Consider the following 24,707-nt stretch of genomic DNA (forward strand, 5'->3'; position numbering starts at 1 on the left):
GGTCACTTGCCCGCTACAGCCGGGATCGCCTGTTCCTTCATCGACTTCAGTGCGGCCGCCTGGGCGGCGGAGAGCGCGTCGGTGAGCGTGCCGCTGCCGGCTGCCGCCTTGGCCATCGCGTCCTGCAGCGCCAGGTTCACCGTCTTCTGGGTGGGCCCCCAGGAGAAGCTGGTGTCGATGTTCTTGGACGAGTCGGCGAAGACGTCGAAGATCTTCTCGTTGTTGTAGTAGGGGACGCCCTGCGAGAGTGCGGGAAGCTCCGAACCGGCGGTGGCTGCCGGGTAGAGGCCGCCCAGCTTGTTCTCCAGCGCGAGGGCTTCCGGGTCGGTGTTCAGCCAGGAGTTGAACTTGACCGACTCGTACAGGTGCGTGTTGCCCTTCATGAACGCGACGGTGGATCCGCCCCAGTCGCCGGAGGCGGCGTTCGAGCCCCATGTCGGCATCGGGACGATCGTCCACTTGCCGGCCTGCTTGGGCAGGTTGTCGCGGAACATGCTGTAACCCCAGGCGGCGCCGACGTAGCTGGCGATCTGGTTCTTCTGGTACGCGGCGTACATCTGGGTCGAACCGTTGGCGAGGTCGGTGCGGACGAGCTTGGCGGCGATCAGCTTCTGCCAGTACTCGGCGACCTGCTTGCTCTGGTCGGACGCGACGGTGACGTGCCACTTGTCGGCGGAGTAGCCGTACATCTCGGCGTTGTTCTGCCAGAGGAGTCCGTTGAACCACTCGGCGTTGTTCGGGTCGAAGAACGTCATGCTGAGGTTGGCGTCCGCGTCGTGCAACTTCTGCGCGTCCGCCGCGTACTCGTCCCAGGTCGTCGGGATCTTGAGGCCGTGCTGCTTGAAGATGTCGCTGCGCACATAGAGGGCCATCGGGCCGGTGTCCTGCGGGAAGGCGAACACGCCGGTGCCGGCGAAGCTGGTCTGCGACCAGGTCCACGGCGCGAACTTCGACTTGGCCGCGGTGGCCGCCGAGCAGGCCGAGGCGTCCACGAAGGCGTTCTGGGTGCGCAGGTTGGGGAGCTCGTCGTAACCGACCTGAGCGAGGGCCGGCGCCTTGCCCGCCTTGAGGGCGTTGCCGAGGGTGCCGTACTGGTCGTTGGAGATGTTCTTCGTCGTCACCTGGATGTTCGGGTTCTTCTTGTTCCACAGGGCGACGACCTGATCCATACCCGGAACGGTGTTCCAGTACTGGAGGGTGACTTTGCCCTTCGCCGGCGCACAGGAGGCTACGGATGCCTTCCCCGACGGAGCGGGCGACGAGCACCCGGCGAGTACGGCGACGCCGGCTGCCGCGGCGATGACGGCGAGGCGGATGCGCGTGACTGTGTGGCTCATATCTTCCTTGCCAGAGAACGTCCAGCGACGTCGCTGGACGGGTCGACGTTGACACCTCAGGCGGGACGCCTTCTGGTCGGAATCGACAGGACACAGCGGTGTCGGTGCAAGCACCGAGCGCCGCGGCGGGGGTTGGCCCACCTTGCGAACCTGTTCCCGTGAGCGTTCCCGTGAGCGCTCCCGTGAACGTTCACGGGAGCGCTCACGGGAGTGCTCATGGGGGCATTGCGAATTGTTCGGAAGTGTGCGCTCCGGTGCGGTCGAGTGTCAAGACTTTCAGGTCGCGCACGAGTCCGGCAGGTTACGCGGACCCGCCCGATCGCAGCTTGGCGCGGACGACGAGGTCGTCGGGCCCGAGCGGGTTCGCCCCGGTCAGCAGCCGTGCGACCTGGTCGATGGCGAGCGCGCCGAGCTTTCGCGTGTCGAGGGCGACGCTGGTGAGCGGGGGCTCGACGAGGGTGCCGAACTGCAGGCCGTCGAAGCCGATCACGGCGAGATCCCGCGGGACGCTCCTGCCGAGCCGGCGCGCCTCGCGCAGGACGCCGATCGCGATGATGTCGTTGAAGGTGAAGACCGCGGTGACATCGGGATGGGCGGTGAGCAAGGTCTTGAGCGCCGCTCCCCCGCCGTCGGCCGACTGGCCGGCGCCGACCACCATGCCGGCGTCGATCCCGCACGCCGCCGCGGCCGTCGTGAACCACTCGCGCCGGATGCTCGGCTCGGCACGGCGGTCGTGGTCGAGCATGCCGATGCGTTCGTGGCCCGCGGCGACCAGGTGCGCGACCGCGGCCTGGACGCCTTCCTCGCCGTCGATCCGGATCGAGCTGAACCGCGCGCTGTGGTGCTCGCGGCCGATGAGCACCACCGGAAGACCACGAGTGAACAGCTCGAGTTCGTCCTCGGAGCAGCTGAAGTAGCCGACGACCGCGTCGACTTGCGAGGCGATCACCTGCAGCGTGCCGAGTTCCTCGTCGGGCCTGTCCGCGGTGTCGTATACGACGACATGCCAGCCAAGGGCCCTGGCCGCCTCCAGCGCGGACGCGGCGACCTCGGTGAAGAACGGGTTGAGCAGGTCCGGGATCACCAGCCCGATGGTGGTGGTGTCCTGCCGGACCAGACCGCGGGCGAACCGGCTCGGCCGGTAGCCGAGCTCGCGGGCCGCGTCGAGCACACGCTGCTTGGTGGAGCCGTCGATCTCGTCCTTGTCGTTGAGCGCCCGCGACACGGTCTGCCGAGACACCCCGGCGGACCTGGCGACGTCATTGATCGTGATCTTCCGGGGTTCCGTCCCCGACGACGACACCATCGCGCACCTCCCGCTGCTCGCGGGTGCCGATGCGCCCGCAGTGCCTGAGTATGCCCGTGCCGGGCGCGGCGGCGCGATCTTTGGCGCCTCGCGGGCGTGACCTCCGCTCCGCGTCGGCCACCGTGGCGCGAGAACCCCAGGCATTTGTTGACTCGCCAACAACCGATGTCGTCTTGTGTACCGCGGGTCGGTTCGCGCTCGCCTACAGGAGGGCAGATGGGCACCCCGCCATGAAGGCCGCGTCGGTCCCTGGGTGTGGCAGGACCAGCCGCCACCCAGGGATCACACGCCCACGTTCGCCGCTACCGCTCCGTGACGGCGAGGTCGGGCACGGGCACAGCCGCCTGGGCCTGCTTCGGCTCGGTGGCCATGGCCCTCAGCGTCTCGAAGGCGGCCGCCGTCGGGCTGGCCGGTTCGGCCTGATAGACCACCAGCTGCTGATGCGGTGCCCCATTGACCGTGAAGGCCGCGAACTTGATGCGCAAATCCCCGACCAGGGAGTGCTTGAGATGCTTGCCTTCCTGGGATTTGCTCTTGACCTCGTGCATCTGCCAAATCTCGGCGAAATCCTCGCTTTGGGAGGACAGTTCCGCCACGACCTCGGCGATGCGCGCCGATTCGGGATCGTGGCCGTAGGCGGCCCTGATTTCGGCGACACAGGAGTGCGCGGCTCGCTCCCATTCCTGGTAGAACTCGCGTCCTGCCGGGTCGACGAACACCATACGGGCGAGGTTGTCGAACTGGTCGAACCCGCTGTGGAGAGCCGTGGCGAGGGAGTTGCCCACCATGATGTCGAGGGCCGGGCCGATGACGAAGGCCGGAGTGTGCTCCCATCTGTCCATCGAGGCAGAGGCGGTTGAGATGGTCGATGGCCTCCGGATCCAGTTTCAGCGCTTGCGCCACGGCCTCGAGCACCTGCGGGGAGGGACTGTTCTCGCGCCCTTGTTCCAGTCTGACGTAGTAGTCGGAACTGACTCCGGCGAGCAGCGCGACTTCCTCTCTGCGCAGTCCCTGCACCCGACGCCGCCCATGTTCGGGCAGACCGACGTCGTGTGGCTTCAATGCCTCTCGACGGGCTCTGAGGAAATCACCCAAAGGTGTCCCATTGCTCATGCGGCAAGACTAGATGCTTTCCGGCCGATGAGAAGCGCGGGTTTCGTAATATGGCACCAAGTCGCGCTACTCTCACTCAGAGTAATTTACCCTCGAGATCTCTGGGACTTTCCAGGCCCCCGGAGTCTTCTCGCCGGCCGTCAGGCCTCCGCGCCACCCGCACAGCCGCAATCCTGGGTGTAATGCACCCACCGTCGGCGGAACTCTGCCGGGCGTTTTCCGCCTAAGGGCTGTCCCGTAATCCCCGGTGGACCAGCGCGCGGCGTCAGATGCGGTGCACGGTGCATCGCAAGGCGGAGGGTCGTCCTCATACCGGGCGTATTCGGGCGATCCGACAACGCGGCGAGGTGCCGTAGCTGTCGTCGTGCGCCCGCCGGGGATTACGGGACAGCCCTTAGCCTCGGCAGCAAGTACAACGACACCCGCCCTGACTCGGTTGAAGGGCTGGGTCAGTTCCTCCGCTCGCGCAGGGCATGCCTCAGCCCCGCGGACGCGGGACTGCCCGGCTCCGGCCGGCGAAGAGTGCCCGGCTTGCGGCGCGACGAGGTCGCGACGCTCGCAGGTGTCAGCCTGAGCTACTACAGCCGGCTCGAGCAGGGCCGTGAACTCAGTCCCTCCCTCCAGGTGCTGGAGGCCCTGGCCCGCGTGCTGCGACTCGGGGACGAGGACAAGCGGGAACTCTTCCGGCTCGCCCGGCCGACAACCCGCCGCACGAAGTCGCCCTTCCGGGTCGAGCGTGTCCGCCCACACCTGCGGCAACTGATCGACGGCTGGACCAGGACGCCGGCCTTCGTCGTCGGCCACGCCCAGGACCTGCTGGCCACCAACGCCTTGGCCGACGCCCTCTACCGCGACTTCGCCCGGCACGACAACGTGCTGCGCATGCTCTTCCTGGACCCCGCGGCGAAGACCTTCTACAGGAACGCGGAGCAGGCCGGGCATCGTGCGGTCGCCGACCTCCAGCAGACCGCCGCAAGCACCCCCGAGGATCCCCCGCGTCCTGGAGCTCGTCGGGGAACTGTCGGTGCGCAGCGGCGAGTTCCGCTCCCTGTGGGCCCGCGAGTACACCCGGGTCCCGCCCTACGACGTCAAGCAGGTGTACCACACCGGCGCCTCCAGCGGCATGGGTGCCGTCACCGCCGAACGCCTCGCCGAACTCGGTGCCACCGTGGTCGTACTCGCCCGGCGCAAGGACAAACTGGAGAACGTCGTCAAAAGCATCGAGGCCTCCGGCGGAACCGCACTCGCCCTGGCCGTCGACGTCACCGACCGCGCCGCCGTCCAGACCGCCGCCGACCAGGTCGCCGAGCACTTCGGCAAGGCCGACCTCGTGTTCAACAACGCCGGCGTCCAGCTCATCTCCGGCATCGAGGAACTCAAGGTCGACGACTGGCAGCGCCAGATCGACCTCAACATCAGCGGCCTGATGAACGTCATCGCCGCCTTCCTCCCCCACCTGACCGACTCCGCCACCCACGGCAAACCCGCCGACCTGATCAACACCTCCTCCATCGCGGCCACCCGCACCCTCGCGAAGTTCTCGATCTACTCCGGCACCAAGGCCTACATCAGCCACCTCACCAGGCTCCTCCGCGTCGAACTCGGCCCCAAGATGGTCCGCGTCGCCACCATCGAACCCGGCATGGTCGACACCGAACTGCCCGACCACGTCACCGACCCCGACGCCTCCAAGCTGATGGCCGACCTCATCCACGACATCGACTGCCTCCAGAACGCCGACATCGCCGAAACCATCGCCTTCATGGCCGCCGTCCCCCGCCACGTCAACCTCACCGAAATCACCATCATGCCCACCGCCCAGGCCATCTGAAGTCCCTCCCGTCATGGCGGGGGAGGAACAGCGCTCGGCTGTTCCTCCCCCGCCCTGCACATTGGTTGGCATGACAACATTGGGGATATTTTGTTGATTGACCAACGAAATCAGGGGGCCGACTGGATGTCCCCCCGCGTGGAGGACGCGATGGTGTCGCGGTGGGCGAAGTCGCCCGGGGGGATGCCGGGGTGGTGTCCGAGCCGGGCCGGCGGCACCGCGGCCGAGGGGCCGAGGGTGAGCCGGGAGACGATGCGGTAGCGGTCGCCGCGGTAGATCGAGTGGACGTATTCGACGGGCTGCCCCGTGGTGTCCGAGGTGAGCCGCTCGAAGAGCAGCGCCGGGGACAGCTCGGGCACGTCGAGCAGCTCGGCCTCCGCCCGGGTGACGACGGTCGGCTCGATCGCCTGTACGGCTTCCTGGACATGCACGCCGTGCTGTTCGCGCAGGTGCTCGTACAGGTCGCCGGTTTCCAGTTCCTGGGCGGACAGGGTGGGGACCAGATCGGCCCTGATGTGCAGATGCTCGATGGCCATCGGGGCGCCGTCCACCAGGCGCAGCCGTGCCACATACACGATCTCGACAGCGGGCGAGATGCGCAGCTTGCGGCCCACGCGCGCGCCCGCCGGGATGGTGGTGAACTCCAGCAGGCGACTCGACCAGGCCCCGGAGGCCTGAGGCACCGTCATGGTCTGCTGGCCCGAGACGAGCGCCGCGAAGGTGGCGGCGTACCGCGGCGCGGGCACCACGTTCGAGGACACCGTCCCCAGCAGCTGATCCCCGCCCGATGACGGGGGCGAGGGCGACCGCGCACGTCGGCGCGCAGACACGCACCGGGTGCGCGGCCGCCCCGCCGACCGGAGCCTGGACCGACTTCGACGAGTGGCCGAGCTCTGAATCTCCTCAAGTCGCTTGGCGCGCGCCGAACATGATCGTCAGGCTGGTCCGCATGACAGGAATCACGGGACTGAGCAAGAAGAACAACTTCGTGCTGGCCATCCGGGACGCGGACGTCGTCGCGGCGGCCCTGCGCCAGGCACTGGCCGGGGCCTCGCCTCAGGAGCGCCCCGGCCTGGAACGCGCCGCCGCGCTGGTGGAGTCCACCGCCGCCGCCACCGAGACCCAGCTGCGTGCCCGCTGGGTCCGCTCCCGGCTGGCCGCCGTCGGCTTCACGGGGGACATCACCTCGGTCGCGGCGGTGAAGGCGCTGCGCCAGGCGGAACCGAAACTGAGCCTGTTGGCGGCGGTGCAACTGCAGAAGGAGGCGGTCGCGCATCCGGAGTGATCCGGCAGCCCCCGAACACGCGGGGAGGCGGAGGCTGCCGGAGGCGTCGCGCCGCTCAGGACGTGAGGTAGCAGGACTTGCTCACGCCGGGCAGCGGATCGGTGCCGAACGCCGCCGTCGTGCAGCCGGTGCCGCCGGTGAACGCCTTGTAGAGGAAGCGGCCCCGGGCACCGTAGGCGACGGTCTGCTGTCCGCTGAAGGAGCAGGTGCCGCCTTCGGCGGAGCAGGTGGTGGCGTAGCCGACCGGGGCGCCGGTCGCGGTGTAGCAGGCCTTCGACTCGCCGGGGATCGGGTCGCCGAACGTGGCGTCGGTGCACGGGGTGTCGCCGGTGGCGGTGGCCGTGGTGAAGGCTCCGAAGGCGCCGTCCATCACCGGCTGTCCCGCTGCGGCCGAGCAAGTACCGTTCTGGGAAGCGCACTTGGCCCAACCGCCGGCCGGGGCTCCGTCGGGCGGCAGGTAGCAGGACTTGGCGACGCCGTCGATGGGATCGCCGAAGTGGGCGTTGGTGCAGGCGACGGAGCCGTTGGTGACCTGGTGGACGAAGTTGCCGTTGGCGCCGTAGGCGACGTCCCGGTTGTAGCCGGGTACGGCGCAGGTGCCGTTCTCGGCCGCGCAGGCGGTGTATCCGGGCGGCCCGCCCGCGTCGGCGACGTAGCAGGACTTGACGAGATTGGACGCCGGGTCGCCGCCGAAGGAGTCGTTGGTGCAGGCGGTGCTGCCGGTCACCGTCTTGTACGTGTACGTCCCGGCGCCGTAGGCCACCGAGCGGGTGCCGCTGAAGGAGCAGGTGCCGCCCTCGCCCGCGCACCGGGTGAAGCCCGGTCGCAGGGCGCCGGCTCCGGGGTCGGCGGGTGGCGCCGGATTGCCCAGTCCGGTGGCGGTCACGGTGTAGCTGCCCGGGGCGACGCCGGTCAGGTAGACGTAGGTGTCGTCCTGGCTCGCTCCGGTGATGCCGGAGGTGGGCGTGAAGGTTCCGTTCCGCCATACGACGGTGCCGTTCACGGAGACCGAGATGTTGCCGCCGCCGAACTTCGGGACGCCGATGCGGCCGGTGGTGCCGGACGGGCTGGTCAGGTGCGCCGAGTAGGTGCCGGCGGCGGGGTCGCGGGACCAGGACGCGTTGATGGCGCCCTGGGACATGGTGATGCGGCCCTCGGCGCTGGTCAGGTCGCCGGGGTGCGGGACGAAGCGGTACGCGCCGGTCGACGACTCCGGTGCGGTGCCCAGCACGTCGAAGGTGAGTGTGGAGGTGGGCGCGGTGGACCAGCCGTGGGCCAGGCTCATGAACGAGCCGCCGTAGGCGAGACCGCCGTCGGCCTTGACGCCCTCCCAGAAGGTGCTCTTGGTGCCGATGTCGCTGGTCAGCATGTGGCCCCAGGTACGGCGGATCTGGTCCAGGGCGGTGTAGTCGTCATTGGCGGTGAAGCGGGCGTTCAGCTCCATGCCGCCGGCGAAGGGGGAGACGTTGCCGCCCCACTCGGGGGTGGTGGGGCCGTAAATGCCCCAGTTCTTCCCGAGTCCCGCGGCAATGCTCTTCGACTTGGCCGTGGAGTCGGTCAACCCGTACCAGACGGCAAGGGAGTTGCCGTCCTGCGGGTACAGACCGCTGGTGGGGTTGTCCTTGTACATGCCCTTCGAGGCGTCCCACAGCAGGGAGTTGGCGGCGGTCTTGATGGCGGCCGCCTTGCTGTTCCAGCTCGCGGCGAGCGCACTGTCGCCCTCGACCGTGGCCAGGGTGGCGCCGCCCTTGAGCGCGCCGTACAGCAGCGCGTTGGCGGAGATGTTCTCGCCCCCCTGGCCGACCCGGGCCCAGTCCTGGGTGCGGGTCACATTGAGGAGGTTGTTGCCGTCGATCTTGTTGGTGATGAAGGCCATCCCGCGCTTGTAGTTGGCCCATTCGGAGTCCAGCCACGTCCGGTCGGCCGAGTAGGTGTAGTACGTGGACGTGCCCAGCAGCGTCCAGGTGTGGTAGGTGTCCGAGCCGGTGAGGTTGAACGGTGGGCCCGACCAGGGGATTTCGCCCGCCGCGGACTGCGCGTTGTACATCGTGGTGAGCGCGTTGCGGGTCGAGGCGAGGTCGCCCGAGTACGCGTACTGCGTGGGTACGGCGATGCCCAGGTCGCCGGGCCACACCGTACGGTCGCGCTTGGCCCCGTCGACCAGGACGGAGTCACCCACGCCCACGGTGGCGCCGTTGTCCCACGCCGAGCTGGGCGGGGGCCAGGCACGGCCCTGGTTGGAGGCGATCGTGTTGAGCTGCACGGTGTACGCCCCGGCGTACCAGATGCTGTTCAGCAGGTCGTCGCTGGAGGAGAAGTAGTTGGCGTAGTCGGCCGGGTTGGCCTTGCCCGGTGCCGCGGTGAAGGTGAGGCTGACGCCGTTGAGGTCCACCCAGCCCGAGCTGTCCAGGAAGACGGTCAAGTAGCTGAAACCGCCCCGCAGTTGAGCGGTGGGCACCGTGTAGGTGCCGTTGGCGGAGGCCGTGGCGTAGAGGGCGCCGTCCTCGCCGTCGCGGCCGCTGCTGCGGTCGCTGTTGTTGCCCACGTACAGGGACGACTCACTGAAGGCCAGGCCGACCCGTTGGCCGCTGCTGCTGGCACTGCCGAAGGACAACGTTGTCACGCCACCGACTTCTTTCCCGAAGTCGAGGGTGATGGCCGACTGCGAGCCGGAGATCCGCGTCGCCTGTCCACTGAGGACGTTCTGCGGGTTCGCGACGCTGCCGGACGTGCGGTAGACGGCGGTCGGCTTGAGAGTGCGGGAGGTCGGCGAGTAGTTCAGGGCGTCAAGTGCCGCCCTGGGTGCGGGCGTCGCGGTCACCGGCGCCGCCACGGCGGACAGCGCGGGGGTCGCGGCCAGCGCGGCGGCCACCACCATGGTGAGCCCAACTAGCCGCCCTGGTCTGGGTTTTCGGTTCAGCGATGGCCGGCGACGGCGCATGAGTACCTCCCGGATCGGTGGGGAACCAGCCGCTCGACTCGACGACCAGTCGCTTGAATCGATTCAAAATGATTGACCGTGGGGGCCTGGGGTCGAAACGGCAACGGGTGTGCGAGATGACTCGCCGAAGTTCGCACCGATGATGGGCGCCCGAAAAGCGGGTGTCAACCCATGAGCCGGACCACGTCTCGCAGGGTCCGCGGAATGCCCTGACCTCAAACGCGCCAACGCCCACGCAGACGCCCGACCCGGCCTCGTTCGCGGCCACAGCGCGAAGCGGCATCCGCACGCGATACGCATCCTCGCCCACGCCCGGCTGGCGTGTGATGTGGGCATGCCGACGCGACGGACCTGCTGCGACCTATGCGGGCCGCCGGGCTGGTGACCACGCGGCGGGAGGCAAACCGACGCCTGCGCGCCACATCCTCGGAGCCATGCCACAACGAAGGCAGCGCAGAGACGGGCAGGTCTCCGCGGTCGCATAGGGAGAGCCTGACCACCACCGCCGCACCAAGTCCGTGCCGCGCACAAGCGCCCATGTCCATTCACGGCAGCCTTCACCGCCACACGGGGGTTCAGTCCGGCGCGTCCCGCGACACCCGAGAGGGCGCCATTGGCAGCTTGTCTCGAAGCGGTGTCACCTACCCCGACCCGGGCACGGCTCGCTGGAGGACGCACCATCGGTGCTCAAGTTCAGCCAGAGCAGGTCGGCAAGAGGACGCCTCGTACAAGTACTTCCGAGTGCATCAGAATCCGAGATGTCTGCTACAGAGCGGCACTGGACCACATTTGACACCCGGAATGCCCGGGTATGTCGCATGGGCAGTAGACCTTGGCGGGCGTGCGGGCCGGCTGCAGGGTGCTTTCGGGCAGGCGGGTTCGAGGCACGGCGGAGCAGGGCGCCAAACACGGTGAGCTGTACCGAAGTGGCTGGTTACGCGGGTGAGAAGAGGTGGTCGCTGATGAGGCGGGGCGCGCCGATGACTCCCGCGGTAGGCCCCAACTCCCCCAGCACGGTGGGCAGGTTGCCCGTGGCGAGGGGCAGCCACTGGCGGTAGAGCTGGGTGCGGACCGCGAAGAGCAGGGTGTGCCGAGGCCGGTCACCCCGCCGCCGATCGCCACCAGGCCCGGGTTGAAGAAACAGACCAGGCCGACGATGACCTGGCCGGTGCGGTTGCCGCCCTCGCGGATCAGGTCGAGCGCGATGGCGTCGCCGGCGGCGGTCAGGGTGTCGTTCGCATCGAGCTGCGAGGCGAGTTCCGCCGACCGACCCTGCTCGGCCGCCTCCACGGCGTCCCGTGCGAGGGCCGCCCCGCTGAAGCGGGCTTCCAGGCAGCCCCGTTTGCCGCAGGCGCACGGGCGTCCGTCACCCCGCGATGGACCTCACCGCCGCCGACGGTGCCGGTGCCGGTCTTGACACAGAGGATGCTGAACTCCCTCAACTTCGTAGCCATGGGGAGGACTTGCTCGAGCACCGCGCACGAGCCCTCGCGGACGTCCATGGACTCGTTGAGGTGACCGAGATATCCAGTTCGGCGTTGGTGACGGCGACGTCGACCGAGGTTGTGCTGATGTCGGCGCCGAGGAATCGCGGTTCCGGCTTGTACCGGATGGCGTGAGAGCGCCGGCCGCCGCGCGAGGCGGCGGCCACGCAGCCGGCCCACCGCTCATCCCCCGTATGGCCTCTGATGCTCGCCAGGTCGCTCCCGGCCAAGATCCGCCATTCCCGGGCCTTCGTCCACCAGTTGTCCGCCTGAAGGTACTTCCGCAGGTCGTGATCACGAAAGGCGTGCACCACCAGCTGCGAAGAATCTCCTGCCGAGTTCCCTGCCCCTGGCCGCCGGCGATAGCAACTCAGCGCGCCTTCAGCGGCTCATCGGTCCGACTGCTCGTCGCGCCGCCCCCCTACGCGAGGCGAACCAGCACATGGCTTCACACCACTCTGACCAGCGACGACACCCTCAACAGCCTTAAAGGGGACGGATTCGACCCGGATTCGACCCGAGGGCCGCGGGCTCCAAAAAGAGCAGTAGTTGACCTGCAGTAATGCTGATTCTTGCCGCCGTACCGGACATCCGTCGACAGAAGAATCCCACAGCTGGAACTAAGTGGACATATTAGGGCGATTAATGCCGCGCAGCGAGTAGCCGCACTCGCCGTCGCCGTCTGCGGCTACCTCAGGTGCGAACCGAACAGCAGCACCACTCAGTCCTCCACTCCGGTGACCACGGGTTGACGCAACAGCGCTCTGACCAGCCTCTTTGCGGAAGTTCTTCCGTCTGGCAGAAGCCGCCTTGCGGAGCCACCGCCAGCGTCAGGACGCTAACTCCAACCACGACCGCGGGGCGACGACGCCCCGCCGACAGGGACGGGACCCAGATGCCTCACATGACCGCCTTCGCCAGGAACCAGTGGTACGTAGCCGCCTACTCGCACGAGGTCGGGCGTGAACTGCTCGGGCGGACGATCCTCGGTGAACCGCTCGTCTTCTACCGGAGCGAGGACGACGGGACGGCCGTGGCCCTGGCGGACCGCTGTGTGCACCGCCGCTTCCCGCTCTCGGAGAGCCGGCTCGACGGCGACAGGATCGTGTGCGGGTACCACGGGTTCACGTACGACACGACCGGCAGCTGCGTGTACGTGCCGGGCCAGAAACGCATTCCCCGCACGGCCCGGGTCGCCTCGTACCCGGTGGTCGAGCGGGACTCCTTCGTCTGGGTCTGGATCGGCGACCCGGCGCTCGCCGACCCGGGGACCATCCCCCGCGCCCGGCACATGGACTCGCCGGACTGGACCACCGTCAGCGGCATGGAGCCCATCGACGCCGACTACGGGCTGCTGGTCGACAACCTGCTCGACCTCTCGCACGAGACGTATCTGCACGGCGGCTACATCGGCACCCCCGAGGTGGCCGAGACGCCGATCAGCACCGAGGTCGACGAGGGCGCGGGCATCGTGCGGGTCAGCCGGCACATGGACGACGCCGAGTGTCCGCCGTTCTACGCCCGTTCGACCGGCATCGAGGGCCGGATCACCCGCTGGCAGGACATCGAGTACCACGCCCCGTGCCTGTATCTGCTGCACAGCAGGATCGCCCCGGTCGGGGTGCTGCCCGAGGCGGACGGCAGCGACCCGAACGGTTTCCACACCGAGATCACCTACGCGATCACTCCGTCGAGCGACGGTCATGTCTACGACTTCTGGGCGGTCTCCCGGGACTTCGCGAAGCAGGACGAGGAAGTCACCACGTTCCTGCGGGACTTCAACCACACCGTCGTGATGCAGGACGTCGACGCGCTCAACCTGCTGCAGAAGACGCTCGGCACCGAGCGGACGGGCTACCAGGAGCTGAGCATCAACATCGACACCGGCGGTCTCGCGGCCCGCCGCATCCTCGCCCGGCTGGTCGAGGAGGGCGACAAGCCGATGGAGAAGGTCCTGTGACCACGCCTCCCCGCCTCGCGGCCCGCGAGATCTACCGCGTCGACTGGATCCCGGGCACCGACGTGCTGCACGGCACCTGTCACTGCGGGGCCGAGCACAGCGCCCAGGACCCGGTCGCGATGTGGGAGTGGATGCTCGGCCACCCCGAAGGACACCGACCGCGAGGCCACCAGCCACCAGGACACGCGTCACGAGGACTTGGATCATGAGCTCGTACGAATCCGAACTCGTCGTCGAGCGGGTGGAGTTCGCCGCCGATGGCGTGCTCGCTCTCACGCTGCGCCACCCGCTCGGCGAGGAACTCCCCGCCTGGGAGCCCGGCGCCCACGTCGACGTCGTGCTCGGGGCCGGCCTCGAGCGGCAGTACTCGCTGTGCGGGGATCCGGCGGACCGCAGGGCGTGGCGGATCGCGGTGCTGCGGGAGCCGGACGGGCGCGGCGGATCCTCCTACGTGCATGGGCAGTTGGGCGTGGGCGACCAGGTCCGGGTGCGCGGCCCGCGCAACCACTTCGCCCTCGCACCCGCCCCCCGCTACCGCTTCGTCGCGGGCGGCATCGGCATCACCCCGATCCTGCCGATGCTCGCCGCGGCACAGGCGGCGGGCGCCGAGTGGACGCTGCTGTACGGCGGACGGACACGCGACTCCATGGCCTTCACGAAGGAGTTGGAGCGGTACGGGGATCGGGTGAGGGTCGCTCCCCAGGACGAGTGCGGGCTGTTGGACCTAGACCCGGTCCTCACCGGGGTCCCCGAGGGTACGCTCGTCTACTGCTGCGGTCCCGGACCGCTGCTGGACGCGGTGGAGGCGCGCTGCCCCGCCGGGCTGCTGCGCGTCGAGCGTTTCCAGCCAAAGGCCCAGGAGAGGGGCGGTGACGGCGAGTTCGAGGTGGAGCTCGCTCGTAGCGGCCGGACACTGACCGTTCCCGCGGACGTCTCCGTGCTCGACACCGTGCGGGGCGCGGGCGTCGAGGTGCTCTTCTCCTGTACCGAGGGCACCTGCGGGACCTGCGAGACGGATGTCCTCGAAGGGACCCCGGACCACCGGGACTCGGTGCTCACGGACGAGGAGCGGGAGGCGGGCGAGACCATGCTCATCTGCGTCTCCCGGTGCCTCGGGAAGCGGCTCGTGCTGGACTTGTGAGCCGCAGGGTCCGGAGGGCCGAGCATCAACTGTCAACAATATTGTTAGCCAAAGGCATTGACCCCCGCAGTACGGGGGCTCTACCTTCCCGCTGAACACCAATTCGCGGTGTGCGCACAGCCTGTCGGAACAATGTCGTCTGCACAGGAGGAGCCATGCGTCGTCTGCTCGCCGGTCTCGCGGTCGGATCCTTTCTGGTCGCCGCGTCGGCCTGCGGTTCGTCCGGCGGCGGTGACGCCTCGGACAAGAACGCGTCGTCCGGCGGTACCACCACGGTCAAGGTCGGGGTCATCCCCATCGTCGATGTCGCGCCGCTCTACCTGGGCCAGCAGAAGGGCTTCTTCGGCAATCGAGGCCTCAAGCTGTCCATGACGACCGCGCAGGGCGGCGCGGCGATCGTGCCGGGAGTGGTCAGCGGCCAGTTCCAGTTCGGGTTCAGCAACATGACCTCGCTGATGATCGCCCAGAGCCAGAACGTGCCCGTGAAGGCCGTCGTCAACGGGGTCGCCTCGACGGGCGTGGCGGGCAAGGACTTCGGCGCCATCACCGTGAAGAAGGGCAGCCCGATCAAGTCCCCCAAGGAACTCGAGGGGAAGAAGGTCGCGGTCAACACGCTGAAGAACATCAACGAGACGGCGGTGCGCGAGTCGGTGCGCAAGGCGGGCGGTGACCCGTCCAAGGTGAAGTTCGTCGAGCTGGCCTTCGACCAGATGCCCGCCGCCCTCGACAACGGTCAGATCGACGCCGCGATGGTGGTCGAGCCCGCGCTCGCCACCGTCAAGAGCCAGGGCGCCACGGAGATCGCCTCGTCCCTGGTCGACGTCGCCAAGGACCTCACCGTGGCGACGTACTTCACCTCGACGCAGTACGAGCAGAAGAACCCCGACGTGGTGAAGAGGTTCCGGGAGGCGACCGCGGAGTCCCTCGCCTACGCCGACGCCCACCCGGACGAGGTCCGCCAGGTCGTCACCACGTACACGAAAATCCCGGCGGCGACGCTGGCCCAGGTCACCCTTCCGAAGTGGCCCGCCGAGCCGAACCGCGCGTCGATCGAGGCGCTGGAGAAGCTGGGCGAGCAGGACGGGCTCTTCAAGTCCGCGCCCGACCTCGACAAGCTGCTGCCGTGAGGGGTGCGAACGCCGCCCTGGGCGCCGCCGGGCTCGCGGCCTTCCTCGCGCTGGGCGAGGCGGTGCCGCGGCTCGGTCTCGTCAAGGAGGCGTACTTCCCGCCGACCAGCCGCATCGCCGACGCGCTCGGCCAGGAGGTCACCGACCGCGCTTTCTGGACGGCGCTCGGCGACACCCTCACCGGCTGGGCGCTGGGTCTGGCGATCGCGGTCGGCGCGGGCGTCGTGGTGGGGCTGGTCGTCTCGGTCGTGCCGTATCTGCGCAAGGCCACCGCCTCGACGATCGAGTTCCTGCGCCCGATCCCCTCCGTCGCCCTGATCCCCCTCGCCGTCCTGCTCTACGGCACCGAACTGCGCTCCGTCCTCCTCCTCGTCGTGTACGCCTCGTTCTGGCAGGTCCTCGTCCAGGTCCTGTACGGCGTCCAGGACGTCGACCCGGTCGCCGAGGAGACGGCACGCTCGTACGGTCTCGGCCCATGGGCACGCGTCCGGCACGTCCTGTGGCCCACGGCGCTGCCGTACGTCATGACCGGCGTCCGGCTCGCCGCCGCGGTGGCCCTCATCCTCGCCGTGACCGCCGAACTCGTCATCGGAGCCCCGGGGTTGGGGGCGCGAATCGCGGTCGCCGAGTCCTCACAGGCGGTTCCCGACATGTACGCGCTGGTGGTGGTCACCGGTCTGCTCGGCCTCGTCATCAACGTGGGCGCCCGCACGGTGGAGCGCCGGGCGCTGGCCTGGCACCAGTCGGTGCGCGGGGAGGTGATGGTGTGAGGCTGTTCCTGTCGCGGCTGCTCTTCGTCTTCGCGTTGCCCGCGCTGCTCGTCGCGGGCTGGTGGCTGGCGACCGACGGCAGTACGAACGTGTACTGGCCGCCGCTGCGCACGATCCTCAGGACCTTCCCGGACATCTGGACGAGCGAGCGGCTGCGCTCCGACCTCGTGCCCAGCGTGCTGCGCCTGCTCACCGGTTACGCGGCGGCGGCCGTCGTGGGCGTGGCGCTGGGCACGGTCATCGGCTCGTACCGGCGGGTGCGGGCCGTGTGCGAACCGGTCCTCGAGTTCCTGCGCGCGCTGCCGCCGCCCGTCCTGGTCCCCGTCATCATGCTGTTCGCCGGCATCGGCGACACGATGAAGATCGCCGTGATCGCGAGCGGCTGTGTCTGGCCGATCCTGCTCAACACGGTCGAGGGGGTACGGGCGGTCGACTCGGTGATGGCGGAGACGGCACGCTCGTACGGCATCACGGGCCTCGCCCGGCTGCGCAGCGTGGTGCTGCGCGCGGCGAGCCCGCAGATCTTCGCGGGTCTGCGCCAGGCCCTGTCCATCGGGATCATCCTGATGGTCATCAGCGAGATGTTCGCGGCCAGCAACGGGCTCGGTTTCACCATCGTCCAGTTCCAGCGGAGCTTCGCGATCCCCGACATGTGGACCGGAATCCTCGTCCTGGGTCTGCTCGGTTTCCTTCTCTCGGTCGTCTTCCACGTGGTCGAGCGCCGGGTGCTCGGCTGGTACCACGGTCTACGCGCGGTGTCCCGGCGGTCCCCGTGAAGCTCGCGAAAGGGCGGTCCATGCACGCGTCTCTTGTCGTATCCGGCCTGAACAAGGTCTACGAGGGTTCCGGCCGCCGGGTGGAGGCGGTGCGGGATCTCACCTTCACCGTCGAGGCGGGTGAACTCGTGTGTCTCGTCGGTCCGTCAGGGTGCGGCAAGACCACGCTTCTGAAGTGCATGGGCGGGCTGCTGACGCCGACGGCGGGCGAAGTACGGCTGGGCGACCGCCCGGTGAGCGGTCCGCCGCCGGGGATGGCGTTCGTGTTCCAGGAGTACGGACGCAGCCTGTTCCCTTGGATGCGGGTGCGAGAGAACATCGAACTGCCCTTGAAACAGAAGCCGTTGAGCAAGGAGCGACGCCGGGAGTTGGTGGCCGACGCGCTGGCGTCGGTCGGGCTCACGGATGCCGCCGGGGCCTACCCGTGGCAGCTGTCCGGCGGGATGCAACAGCGCGTCGCGATCGCCCGCGCGCTCGCGTACGAGCCCGAAGTCCTGCTGATGGACGAGCCGTTCGCGGCGGTCGACGCGCAGACCCGGGCCGATCTGGAGGACCTGGTGCGGGGCCTGTGGCGGGAGCGCGGCATCACGATCCTGTTCGTCACCCACGACATCGACGAGGCTGTGCACCTCGGCGAGCGGGTCCTGATCCTCTCCGCCTCCCCCACCGTCGTACAGGAACAGCTGAAGGTCGATCTCCCGGACGAGCGGGACCAGTTGCACACCCGGGTCGCCCCGCGCTTCGCCGAGCTGCGGACCCATGTGTACGAGCAGATCCAGGCGGCGAAGCGCGGGGGAACCGATACCGGTCCCCCCGAAAAGACGCTCACCTGAGTCACGCCTCCATCTCAGTCAACTGCCTATAGCGGGATGCTGTCGACGCGGTCTCAGCCGCGCAGCCAGACCGCCGTGTCCTTGGGCAGTCGCCCCTGTGGGTCCAGGGGGCCGCTGCCGAGGAGGAGTCGGGAGTGGGCGGGGAGGTCGGTGGGGGTGTCGGCGAGGTTCACGACGCACAGCAGCCGCCCCTCCTGCCCGGGCCGGGCGAAGGCGAGTACGCCCTCGGGCGCGGGCAGCCAGGTGAGCGGGCCGTCGCCGAACTCCGGCCTGATCTTCAGGGCCGCGCGGTAGAGGGAGAGCATCGAGCCGGGGTCGGCGGCCTGGAGGTCGGCGGCGTACGCGGACCAGCCGCTGGGCTGCGGCAGCCAGGGCTCGCCGCCGAAGCCCGCGTACGGCGCGTCGCCCGTCCACGGGAGCGGGACCCGGCAGCCGTCCCGCCCCGGGTCGGTGCCGCCGGAGCGGAAGTGCATCGGGTCCTGGATGCGGTCGCGGGGTATCTCGGCCTCGGGCAGGCCCAGTTCCTCGCCCTGGTAGAGGTAGACGGCGCCGGGCAGCGCGAGCGAGAGCAGGGCGGCGGCGCGGGCGCGGCGGGTGCCGAGGGCGAGGTCGGTCGGGGTGCCGAAGGCCTTGGTGGCGAAGTCGAAGCCGGTGTCGGTGCGGCCGTAGCGGGTGACCGTGCGGGTCACGTCGTGGTTGCACAGCACCCAGGTGGCGGGAGCGCCGACCGGGGCGTGTTCGGCGAGGGTCTCGTCGATGGACGTCCGCAGGCGTCCGGCGTCCCAGGGGCAGGACAGGAAGGAGAAGTTGAAGGCGGTGTGCAGTTCGTCGGGGCGCAGATAGCGGGCGAAACGCTCGGTGTCGGGGAGCCAGACCTCGCCGACGAAGATGCCGTCGTAGGCGTCGGCGACCGCGCGCCAGGAGCGGTAGATGTCATGGAGCTCGTCGCGGTCGACGTACGGATGCGGGTCGCGGCCCTCGACGAAGTCGGGGAGGTCCGGGTCCTTGGCCAGCAGGGCGGCCGAGTCGATGCGGACGCCCGCAACGCCGCGCTCGAACCAGAACCGCAGGATCTCCTCGTGTTCCTGACGGACAGCGGGGTGCGCCCAGTTGAGGTCGGGCTGCTCGGGGGTGAACAGGTGGAGGTACCAGGTGCCGTCGGGCAGCCGGGTCCAGACGGGTTCGGCTGAGCCGGCGAACTGGGACGGCCAGTCGTTGGGCGGGAGTTCGCCGTGTGCGCCGCGTCCGCGACGGAAGTGGAAGAGCTCACGCTCGGGCCCCCCGGCCAGGGCGGCCTGGAACCACGGGTGCTGGTCGGAGACATGGTTGGGCACGATGTCGACGAGCGTGCGGATGCCCAGCTCCTTCGCCTCGGCGATGAGCTTCTCCGCCTCGGCGAGCGTCCCGAAGACCGGGTCGATGACCCGGTAGTCGGCGACGTCGTAGCCGCCGTCCTTCATCGGGGACAGATACCAGGGGTTGAACCACAGCGCGTTTACGCCGAGTTCGGCGAGATACGGGAGTCTGGCGCGGACGCCCGCCAGGTCTCCGGTGCCGTCGCCGTCGCCGTCCGCGAAGCTGCGGACGTACACCTGGTAGATGACGGCGGAACGCCACCAGTTCTGGGCATGGGTGGGCTGTCCCACGGTGCCTGCCTTTCGGTTGCGGGGTCGGTGTCAGCCCTTCGTGCTGCCCGCGCTGATCCCGGCGATGATGTGCCGCTGGAACACGAGGAACATCACGACCATGGGGATGCTGGCGATCACCATCGCGGCGATGAGCACGGTCAGCTGGATGTTCTGCGACAACTGGACGAGGGCCACGCTGATCGGCTGCTTGTCGGTGTCGGAGAAGACCATCAACGGCCAGAGGAAGTCCTGCCAGACGGCGACCAGGGCGAAGATCGACACGACTCCGAGGACGGGGCGGGACATGGGCAGCACGATGGACCAGAGGGTGCGCAGCCGTCCGGCGCCGTCGATCTCGGCGGCCTCCAGGACATCGCGGGGGATCTGGTCGAAGAAGCGCTTGAGGAGATAGAGGTTGAAGGCGTTGGCCACGGCGGGCAGCCAGATGCCGAGCGGGTCGTTGAGCAGGCTGGTGTGGATCAGCGGAAGGTCGGCGACGGTCAGGTACTTCGGTACGACCAGCGCCTGCGCCGGGACCATCAGGGTGGCGAGGATGCCGCCGAGGATCACCTTGCCGAACGCGGGCTTCAGCTTGGAGAGGGCGTACGCGGCGGCCGTACAGAACACGAGCTGGAGCAGCCAGGCTCCGGCGGCCTGCACCACCGTGTTCCACAGGTGGGTGGGCAGGTCCATCAGGTCCCAGGCGTCGGTGTAGCCGCTGAGATGCCAGGCCTTGGGCACGAGGGTCGGCGGGGTCCGCGTCACCTCGTCCGGGGACTTCATCGCGCCGGTGACCATCCAGTAGACCGGGAACAGGAAGGCGAGCGCGAAGAGCAGGACGACGGCCGTGAAGACGGTCCAGTAGACGGCCTTGCCGCGGGGGCGGGCGAGGGTGAGCGGGGAGACCAGGGTGCGGGTGCCGCTGCTCATGAGTACTCCTCCCCCGACGAGCGGGTCAGCCGCAGATAGACCGCGGAGAAGAGGCCGAGCAGCACGAGGAGCATGACGCTCAGCGCGCACGCGCCGCCGAAGTCGTTGTAGAGGAAGGCGTACTTGTAGATGAGGTAGAGGACGGTGACCGTGGCGTTCTCGGGGCCGCCGCCGGTGATGACGAACGGCTCGGTGAAGACCTGCATCGTGGCGATGATCTGAAGGAGCATCAGCATGAGGACTATGAACCGGGTCTGCGGGATCGTCACATACCGGATGCGCTGGAGGATGTTCGCGCCGTCCAGCTCCGCCGCCTCGTACAGCTCCCCCGGGATGCCCTGGAGCGCGGCCAGGTAGATCAGGACCGTGCCGCCCATGTTGGCCCAGGTGGCCACGATGACCAGGGAGACGAGCGCGGTGTCAGCGCCGTTGGACCAGTTCGAGGTGGGCAGGTGCAGAAAGCGCAGTGCCTCGTTGGCGAGGCCCGCTCCGGGATCGTAGAACCACTTCCACAGCAAGGCGCTGACCACCGGCGGGATCATCACCGGCAGATACACCACGACCCTGAAGAAGGCCTTCGCGTGCCGGAGTTCGTTGAGCACCAGGGCCATCACGAACGGGACGGCGAAGCCGATGAGCAGGGCGAGGAGTGTGAAGGTGAACGTGTTGCGCCAGGCCGCGGTGAACTCCGGGTCGTGGAAGACCCGGGTGAAGTTGGCGGTGCCGACCCACTGGGGCGGTGAGCCCGGCGTGTACTTCTGGAAGGCGATCACGACCGCGCGGATCGCGGGGTACCAGGAGAACAGCGCGAAGCAGAGCAGGCCGCCGACGAGGAAGGCGTACGCGCGGGACTGGTCGGCCAGGCGCCGGCGCCACGGGCCTCCCGCCCGGCGCCCGGCCGACCGCGGTACCTCCGCCGCGCCGACGGCGGCCGGAGGGAGCACCACGGGCTTCGATGCGGTCTTCATACGCGTGGTCAGCCCCGGGCCAGGATGGAGTCGATCTTCCCGGAGGCGTCCTTGAGGAGCTGGTCGATGTCCGCGTCCTTCTTGGTGAGGACCGCGGAGACGGCGCCGTCGAGGACCGAGTAGATCTGCTGGGCCTGGGGCGGCTCGATCTTCATCTGCAGGCTCTGGTTGCCGTCCAGGAAGGCCTGGTAGTTCTCCACGGGCACATTGGCGTTGGCCTTCTTGACCTGCTGGTCCTTGGCGTCCGCGGCGCCCGTGAAGAGCCGGGGCTCGGGCAGGCCGACGGGGGCGTCGTTCTGCTTGGCGCGGGCGTAGTCGCCGAGGAAGCCCGTGCCGGGCGTGAGGAACATGTGGTCCAGCCACTTCAGGCCGGCCTTGATCTGCTCGGGGCTGTCCTTCTTGTTGAACATGTAGCCGTCGCCGCCGATGAGCGTCCCCTTGCCGCCGGGCATCGGCGCGAGGGCGAGGTCCTTGTAGTTGCCGCCCTTCTCCTTGACGAGGATCGGGATGTTGTCGGGCGCGGAGAGGTACATGCCGAGCTTGCCGGAGCCCATCAGCTGCTGGACGTCGTTGATGACGAGGAGCTGCTTGCTGCCCATGGAGTTGTCGGTCCAGCGCATGTCGTGCAGGTTCTGCAGGACGGCCTTGCCCTCCGGGGTGTCGACGGCGGCTTTCTTGCCGTCCGACGAGACGACGTCGCCGCCCTGCGAGTACATCTCGGCGGTGAAGTGCCAGCCGCCCTGGTTCTGGGCGCTGTAGTCGGCGTAGCCGACGGTGCCGCCGCCGAGCGCCGCTATCTTCTTGGCGTCCGCGCGCACTTCCTCCCAGGTCGCCGGGGGCTTGTCGGGGTCGAGACCGGCCTTCTGGAAGAGCTTGCGGTTGTAGATGAGGCCCATCGAGTAGCCGGTGCGCGGCACTCCGTAGATCTTGCCGTCGACGGTGTAGATGTCGCGCAGTTGCTGCTGGATGGTGCCGTAGCTCTTGAGGTCCTTGACGTACGACGTGATGTCGGCGGCCTGGTTGATGTCGACGACGTGTTTGGCGTCGGTGAAGTACGTGTAGAAGACGTCCTCCATCTGGGCGCCGGCGAGCTTGGCGTCGAACGTCTTGGGGTCCTGACAGGGGAACGCGTCGTGCGCGACGACGTCGATGTCCGGGTTCTGCTTCTCGAACGCCTTGATGTCGGCCTCGAAGAACGAGCGGTCGACCTTGGCGCTCTTCGGAGGCATGCAGTTGACCGTGATGCGGGTCTTGCCACCCGCGGAGCCGTCGTCGCTGCCACCGCAGGCGGCGGCGGTGAGGGCGAGGGCGGACGCCGTGAACACGACGAAGGTACGGCGGAACCCGGTACTTCTCATCGGTGGACCCCTTTGGGCAGGAGCGAGGAAGGCCCACGGCAGCGCGCCACCTTGATCTGGCGCACCGTCGTGTGCTGGCGCCGCACACTCAAGCACCGCCGACAAGGGTCCGCAAGATGTCGCGCAGAGTCTGTAATTATTTGACAGTCGTGTGGAGCTCAATCGCGGGGCGCTTGCGCGGTGGACCCCCGGACCACCAGCTCCGGCTCGAACAACAGCTCTTCGGCGGTGACGCTGCTCCCGCCGATCTGGGCGTTCAGCAGCTCGACAGCGGCCCGGCCCATCGACTCGATGGGCTGACGGACGGTGGTCAGGGGCGGCTCGGTGCAGTTCATCAGCGCGGAGTCGTCGTAGCCGACGACGGACACCTGTGAGGGCACGCCGAGCCCCTTGCGACGGGCGGCGCGCACGACACCGAGGGCGAGCGGGTCACTGGCGCAGATGAAGCCGGTGACCCCGCGGTCGATGAGCCGGGCGGCCGCCGCGTGGCCGCCCTCGATCGAGAACATGGCCCGCGCGATGTGCGCGTCGGGCAGCTCGGGGGCGAGTGCGCGGACCGCCGCCAGCTTCCGCGCCGAGGGCATGTGGTCGGCGGGCCCGAGCACCAGACCGATGCGCTCGTGACCGAGCGAGACGAGGTGGCGCCAGGCCTGTTCGACCGCCACGGCGTCGTCGCAGGAGACGCACGGGAAGCCGAGGTGCTCGATGGCCGCATTGACCAGCACCACCGGGATGTTGCGATCCGCGAGCTGCCTGTAGTGCTCGTGCGGGGCGTCGGCCTGCGCGTACAGTCCGCCCGCGAACACCACACCGGAGACCTGCTGTTGGAGCAGCAGCTCCACGTAGTCGGCCTCGGAGACGCCGCCCTTGGTCTGGGTGCAGAGCACCGGCGTCAGCCCCAGCTGTGCGAGCGCCCCGCCGATCACTTCGGCGAACGCCGGGAAGATCGGGTTCTGCAGCTCGGGCAGGACGAGCCCCACGAGCCGCGCGCGTTCACCGCGCAGCTGGGTGGGCCGCTCGTAGCCGAGCACGTCCAGCGCGGAAAGCACCGCCTGCCGGGTGGAGTCGGAGACGCCGGGCTTTCCGTTGAGCACCCGGCTGACCGTGGCCTCACTGACCCCGACCTTCTTCGCCACCTGAGCAAGTCGTCGCGTCATGCGCGCAAGAATAGCGCAAGAAATGCAAGCAGCTTGCGTAACAGCAACTTGGCTCAGTTGAACCTAGTGGGCCGCCCACAGACCTCGGACATGGCCCAGGTGCCGGGTCATGACCCTGCGTACGGCCTCGGGGTCGCGGTCCATGAGGGCGTCGAGGAGTTCGAGGTGCTCCTCGGCCGAGTCCTGGAGGCGGCCCGCCTCGACCAGGGCGTTGAGGCCGTAGAGGCGCGAGCGCTTGCGGAGGTCGCCGACCACCTCGACCAGGTGCGCGTTGCCCGCGAGGGCGAGCAGACCGAGATGGAAGCGGATGTCCGCCTCGACGTAGGCGATGAGGTCGCCGGCCGCCGCCGCGGTCACGATCTCGCGGGCGGCCGGACGCAGCGCCTCCAGGGAGACCGGATCCGCGGTGGTGGCCAGCTGCACGGTGGTGGGGATCTCGATCAGCGAGCGGATGTGGGTGTACTCGTCGAGCTGCTTCTCGGAGACGGCGGTGACCCGGAATCCCTTGTTGGGCACCGTGTCGACGAGGCCCTCCTTGGCGAGGTCGAGCATGGCCTCGCGCACCGGTGTCGCCGAGACCCCGAAGCGGGCGGCGAGCGTCGGCGCGGAGTACACCTCGCCCGCCCGCAGTTCGCCCGCGATCAGCGCGGCCCGCAGGGCGTCGGCGACGGGCTCACGGTAGCTGCGCTTCTTGCCGCCGAGACTGGGCAGGGCGGCGGGAGCGGCGGAGGGTGCGCTGCTGCGCGTGGCGGGCATGGGTCG

The 24,707-nt window shown here is 68.9% G+C and carries 19 protein-coding genes and 3 pseudogenes; 10 read left to right on the forward strand and 12 right to left on the reverse strand.

Annotated features, from left to right (window positions below; all coding sequences use genetic code 11):
* Positions 1-2: 2 nt before the first annotated feature.
* The 3 genes and pseudogenes from OG819_RS43075 to OG819_RS43085 all read right to left on the reverse strand — a co-directional run bounded on the left by OG819_RS43075 (position 3) and on the right by OG819_RS43085 (position 3,756).
* Positions 3-1,337 (reverse strand): extracellular solute-binding protein, encoded by a 1,335-nt coding sequence (locus OG819_RS43075; protein ID WP_266654797.1) that lies wholly within the window; start codon positions 1,335-1,337, stop codon positions 3-5.
* Positions 1,338-1,638: 301 nt separating this feature from the next.
* On the reverse strand, positions 1,639-2,643 hold the full coding sequence (locus OG819_RS43080; RefSeq protein ID WP_266631330.1) for a LacI family DNA-binding transcriptional regulator: 1,005 nt from the start codon (positions 2,641-2,643) through the stop codon (positions 1,639-1,641).
* A gap of 302 nt (positions 2,644-2,945) precedes the next feature.
* Positions 2,946-3,756 (reverse strand): annotated as a pseudogene (locus tag OG819_RS43085) (helix-turn-helix transcriptional regulator).
* Positions 3,757-4,254: 498 nt separating this feature from the next.
* On the opposite strand from OG819_RS43085, the pseudogene OG819_RS43090 reads away from it, so the two are divergent.
* Positions 4,255-4,689 (forward strand): annotated as a pseudogene (locus tag OG819_RS43090) (helix-turn-helix domain-containing protein); the annotation flags it as partial.
* A 115-nt stretch (positions 4,690-4,804) separates the two neighbouring features.
* A complete protein-coding gene (locus tag OG819_RS43095) occupies positions 4,805-5,587 on the forward strand; it encodes an SDR family oxidoreductase (protein WP_266655544.1) in 783 nt (260 codons plus the stop codon).
* Positions 5,588-5,697: 110 nt separating this feature from the next.
* On the opposite strand, the gene OG819_RS43100 is transcribed toward OG819_RS43095, so the two are convergent.
* A complete protein-coding gene (locus tag OG819_RS43100) occupies positions 5,698-6,336 on the reverse strand; it encodes a UTRA domain-containing protein (protein WP_266655546.1) in 639 nt (212 codons plus the stop codon).
* Between the two features lie 200 nt (positions 6,337-6,536).
* On the opposite strand from OG819_RS43100, the gene OG819_RS43105 reads away from it, so the two are divergent.
* Entirely contained in the window at positions 6,537-6,872 is a 336-nt protein-coding gene (locus tag OG819_RS43105; RefSeq protein ID WP_266654799.1) for a hypothetical protein, read from the forward strand.
* Between the two features lie 55 nt (positions 6,873-6,927).
* On the opposite strand, the gene OG819_RS43110 is transcribed toward OG819_RS43105, so the two are convergent.
* Both OG819_RS43110 and OG819_RS43115 read right to left on the reverse strand, forming a co-directional pair.
* A complete protein-coding gene (locus tag OG819_RS43110; protein ID WP_266654801.1) occupies positions 6,928-9,750 on the reverse strand; it encodes a trehalase family glycosidase in 2,823 nt (940 codons plus the stop codon).
* Positions 9,751-10,747: 997 nt separating this feature from the next.
* Positions 10,748-11,458, reverse strand: a pseudogene (locus OG819_RS43115) (ROK family protein); the annotation flags it as partial.
* Between the two features lie 734 nt (positions 11,459-12,192).
* Here OG819_RS43115 and OG819_RS43120 point away from each other — a divergent pair.
* The 7 genes from OG819_RS43120 to OG819_RS43150 all read left to right on the forward strand — a co-directional run bounded on the left by OG819_RS43120 (position 12,193) and on the right by OG819_RS43150 (position 17,904).
* The gene (locus OG819_RS43120; protein ID WP_266631325.1) at positions 12,193-13,257 is read left to right on the forward strand and encodes an aromatic ring-hydroxylating dioxygenase subunit alpha; all 1,065 of its coding nucleotides are present in this window, start codon (positions 12,193-12,195) and stop codon (positions 13,255-13,257) included.
* On the forward strand, positions 13,254-13,466 hold the full coding sequence (locus tag OG819_RS43125; RefSeq protein ID WP_266631324.1) for a hypothetical protein: 213 nt from the start codon (positions 13,254-13,256) through the stop codon (positions 13,464-13,466). The genes OG819_RS43120 and OG819_RS43125 overlap by 4 nt, the downstream gene beginning before the upstream one ends.
* Entirely contained in the window at positions 13,463-14,398 is a 936-nt protein-coding gene (locus OG819_RS43130) for a PDR/VanB family oxidoreductase (protein WP_266631323.1), read from the forward strand. Before OG819_RS43125 ends, OG819_RS43130 begins: the two co-directional genes overlap by 4 nt.
* A 155-nt stretch (positions 14,399-14,553) precedes the next feature.
* Positions 14,554-15,525: an ABC transporter substrate-binding protein gene (locus OG819_RS43135; RefSeq protein ID WP_266631322.1), complete on the forward strand. Its 972-nt coding sequence runs from the start codon at positions 14,554-14,556 to the stop codon at positions 15,523-15,525.
* Entirely contained in the window at positions 15,522-16,295 is a 774-nt protein-coding gene (locus tag OG819_RS43140; protein ID WP_266631320.1) for an ABC transporter permease, read from the forward strand. Before OG819_RS43135 ends, OG819_RS43140 begins: the two co-directional genes overlap by 4 nt.
* Positions 16,292-17,071: an ABC transporter permease subunit gene (locus OG819_RS43145; protein WP_266654803.1), complete on the forward strand. Its 780-nt coding sequence runs from the start codon at positions 16,292-16,294 to the stop codon at positions 17,069-17,071. Before OG819_RS43140 ends, OG819_RS43145 begins: the two co-directional genes overlap by 4 nt.
* Positions 17,072-17,091: 20 nt before the next feature.
* On the forward strand, positions 17,092-17,904 hold the full coding sequence (locus tag OG819_RS43150) for an ABC transporter ATP-binding protein (protein WP_266654805.1): 813 nt from the start codon (positions 17,092-17,094) through the stop codon (positions 17,902-17,904).
* Between the two features lie 53 nt (positions 17,905-17,957).
* Here the strand turns inward: OG819_RS43150 and OG819_RS43155 are convergent, their stop codons facing one another.
* The 6 genes from OG819_RS43155 to OG819_RS58810 all read right to left on the reverse strand — a co-directional run bounded on the left by OG819_RS43155 (position 17,958) and on the right by OG819_RS58810 (position 24,701).
* Positions 17,958-19,550 carry a glycoside hydrolase family 13 protein gene (locus tag OG819_RS43155; RefSeq protein ID WP_266654807.1) on the reverse strand — a complete coding sequence of 531 codons (1,593 nt, stop codon included), beginning with the start codon at positions 19,548-19,550 and terminating at the stop codon, positions 17,958-17,960.
* Between the two features lie 30 nt (positions 19,551-19,580).
* Positions 19,581-20,462 (reverse strand): carbohydrate ABC transporter permease, encoded by an 882-nt coding sequence (locus OG819_RS43160; RefSeq protein ID WP_266631312.1) that lies wholly within the window; start codon positions 20,460-20,462, stop codon positions 19,581-19,583.
* Positions 20,459-21,430, reverse strand: coding sequence for a carbohydrate ABC transporter permease (locus OG819_RS43165; protein ID WP_266631310.1), 972 nt, complete (start codon positions 21,428-21,430; stop codon positions 20,459-20,461). The genes OG819_RS43160 and OG819_RS43165 overlap by 4 nt, the downstream gene beginning before the upstream one ends.
* Before the next feature lie 8 nt (positions 21,431-21,438).
* Entirely contained in the window at positions 21,439-22,788 is a 1,350-nt protein-coding gene (locus tag OG819_RS43170; RefSeq protein WP_266654809.1) for a sugar ABC transporter substrate-binding protein, read from the reverse strand.
* A gap of 158 nt (positions 22,789-22,946) precedes the next feature.
* Entirely contained in the window at positions 22,947-23,945 is a 999-nt protein-coding gene (locus OG819_RS43175) for a LacI family DNA-binding transcriptional regulator (protein WP_266654811.1), read from the reverse strand.
* Between the two features lie 63 nt (positions 23,946-24,008).
* Complete coding sequence (locus tag OG819_RS58810; RefSeq protein ID WP_323139442.1) at positions 24,009-24,701, reverse strand: GntR family transcriptional regulator; 693 nt, start codon at positions 24,699-24,701, stop codon at positions 24,009-24,011.
* Between the last annotated feature and the right edge of the window lie 6 nt (positions 24,702-24,707).

The sequence above is a fragment of the Streptomyces sp. NBC_01549 genome (assembly GCF_026339955.1).
Lineage (GTDB): Bacteria > Actinomycetota > Actinomycetes > Streptomycetales > Streptomycetaceae > Streptomyces.

Bases quoted from the DNA above. Each gene is read 5' to 3' on its own strand.
- OG819_RS43110 (WP_266654801.1), bottom strand. From the start codon at position 9,750: ATGGTGGTGGCCGCCGCGCTGGCCGCGACCCCCGCGCTGTCCGCCGTG.
- OG819_RS43135 (WP_266631322.1), top strand. From the start codon at position 14,554: ATGCGTCGTCTGCTCGCCGGTCTCGCGGTCGGATCCTTTCTGGTCGCC.
- OG819_RS43170 (WP_266654809.1), bottom strand. From the start codon at position 22,788: ATGAGAAGTACCGGGTTCCGCCGTACCTTCGTCGTGTTCACGGCGTCC.
- OG819_RS43160 (WP_266631312.1), bottom strand. From the start codon at position 20,462: ATGAGCAGCGGCACCCGCACCCTGGTCTCCCCGCTCACCCTCGCCCGC.
- OG819_RS43080 (WP_266631330.1), bottom strand. From the start codon at position 2,643: ATGGTGTCGTCGTCGGGGACGGAACCCCGGAAGATCACGATCAATGAC.
- OG819_RS43105 (WP_266654799.1), top strand. From the start codon at position 6,537: ATGACAGGAATCACGGGACTGAGCAAGAAGAACAACTTCGTGCTGGCC.
- OG819_RS43175 (WP_266654811.1), bottom strand. From the start codon at position 23,945: ATGACGCGACGACTTGCTCAGGTGGCGAAGAAGGTCGGGGTCAGTGAG.
- OG819_RS43075 (WP_266654797.1), bottom strand. From the start codon at position 1,337: ATGAGCCACACAGTCACGCGCATCCGCCTCGCCGTCATCGCCGCGGCA.
- OG819_RS43120 (WP_266631325.1), top strand. From the start codon at position 12,193: ATGCCTCACATGACCGCCTTCGCCAGGAACCAGTGGTACGTAGCCGCC.
- OG819_RS43130 (WP_266631323.1), top strand. From the start codon at position 13,463: ATGAGCTCGTACGAATCCGAACTCGTCGTCGAGCGGGTGGAGTTCGCC.
- OG819_RS43165 (WP_266631310.1), bottom strand. From the start codon at position 21,430: ATGAAGACCGCATCGAAGCCCGTGGTGCTCCCTCCGGCCGCCGTCGGC.
- OG819_RS43150 (WP_266654805.1), top strand. From the start codon at position 17,092: ATGCACGCGTCTCTTGTCGTATCCGGCCTGAACAAGGTCTACGAGGGT.
- OG819_RS58810 (WP_323139442.1), bottom strand. From the start codon at position 24,701: ATGCCCGCCACGCGCAGCAGCGCACCCTCCGCCGCTCCCGCCGCCCTG.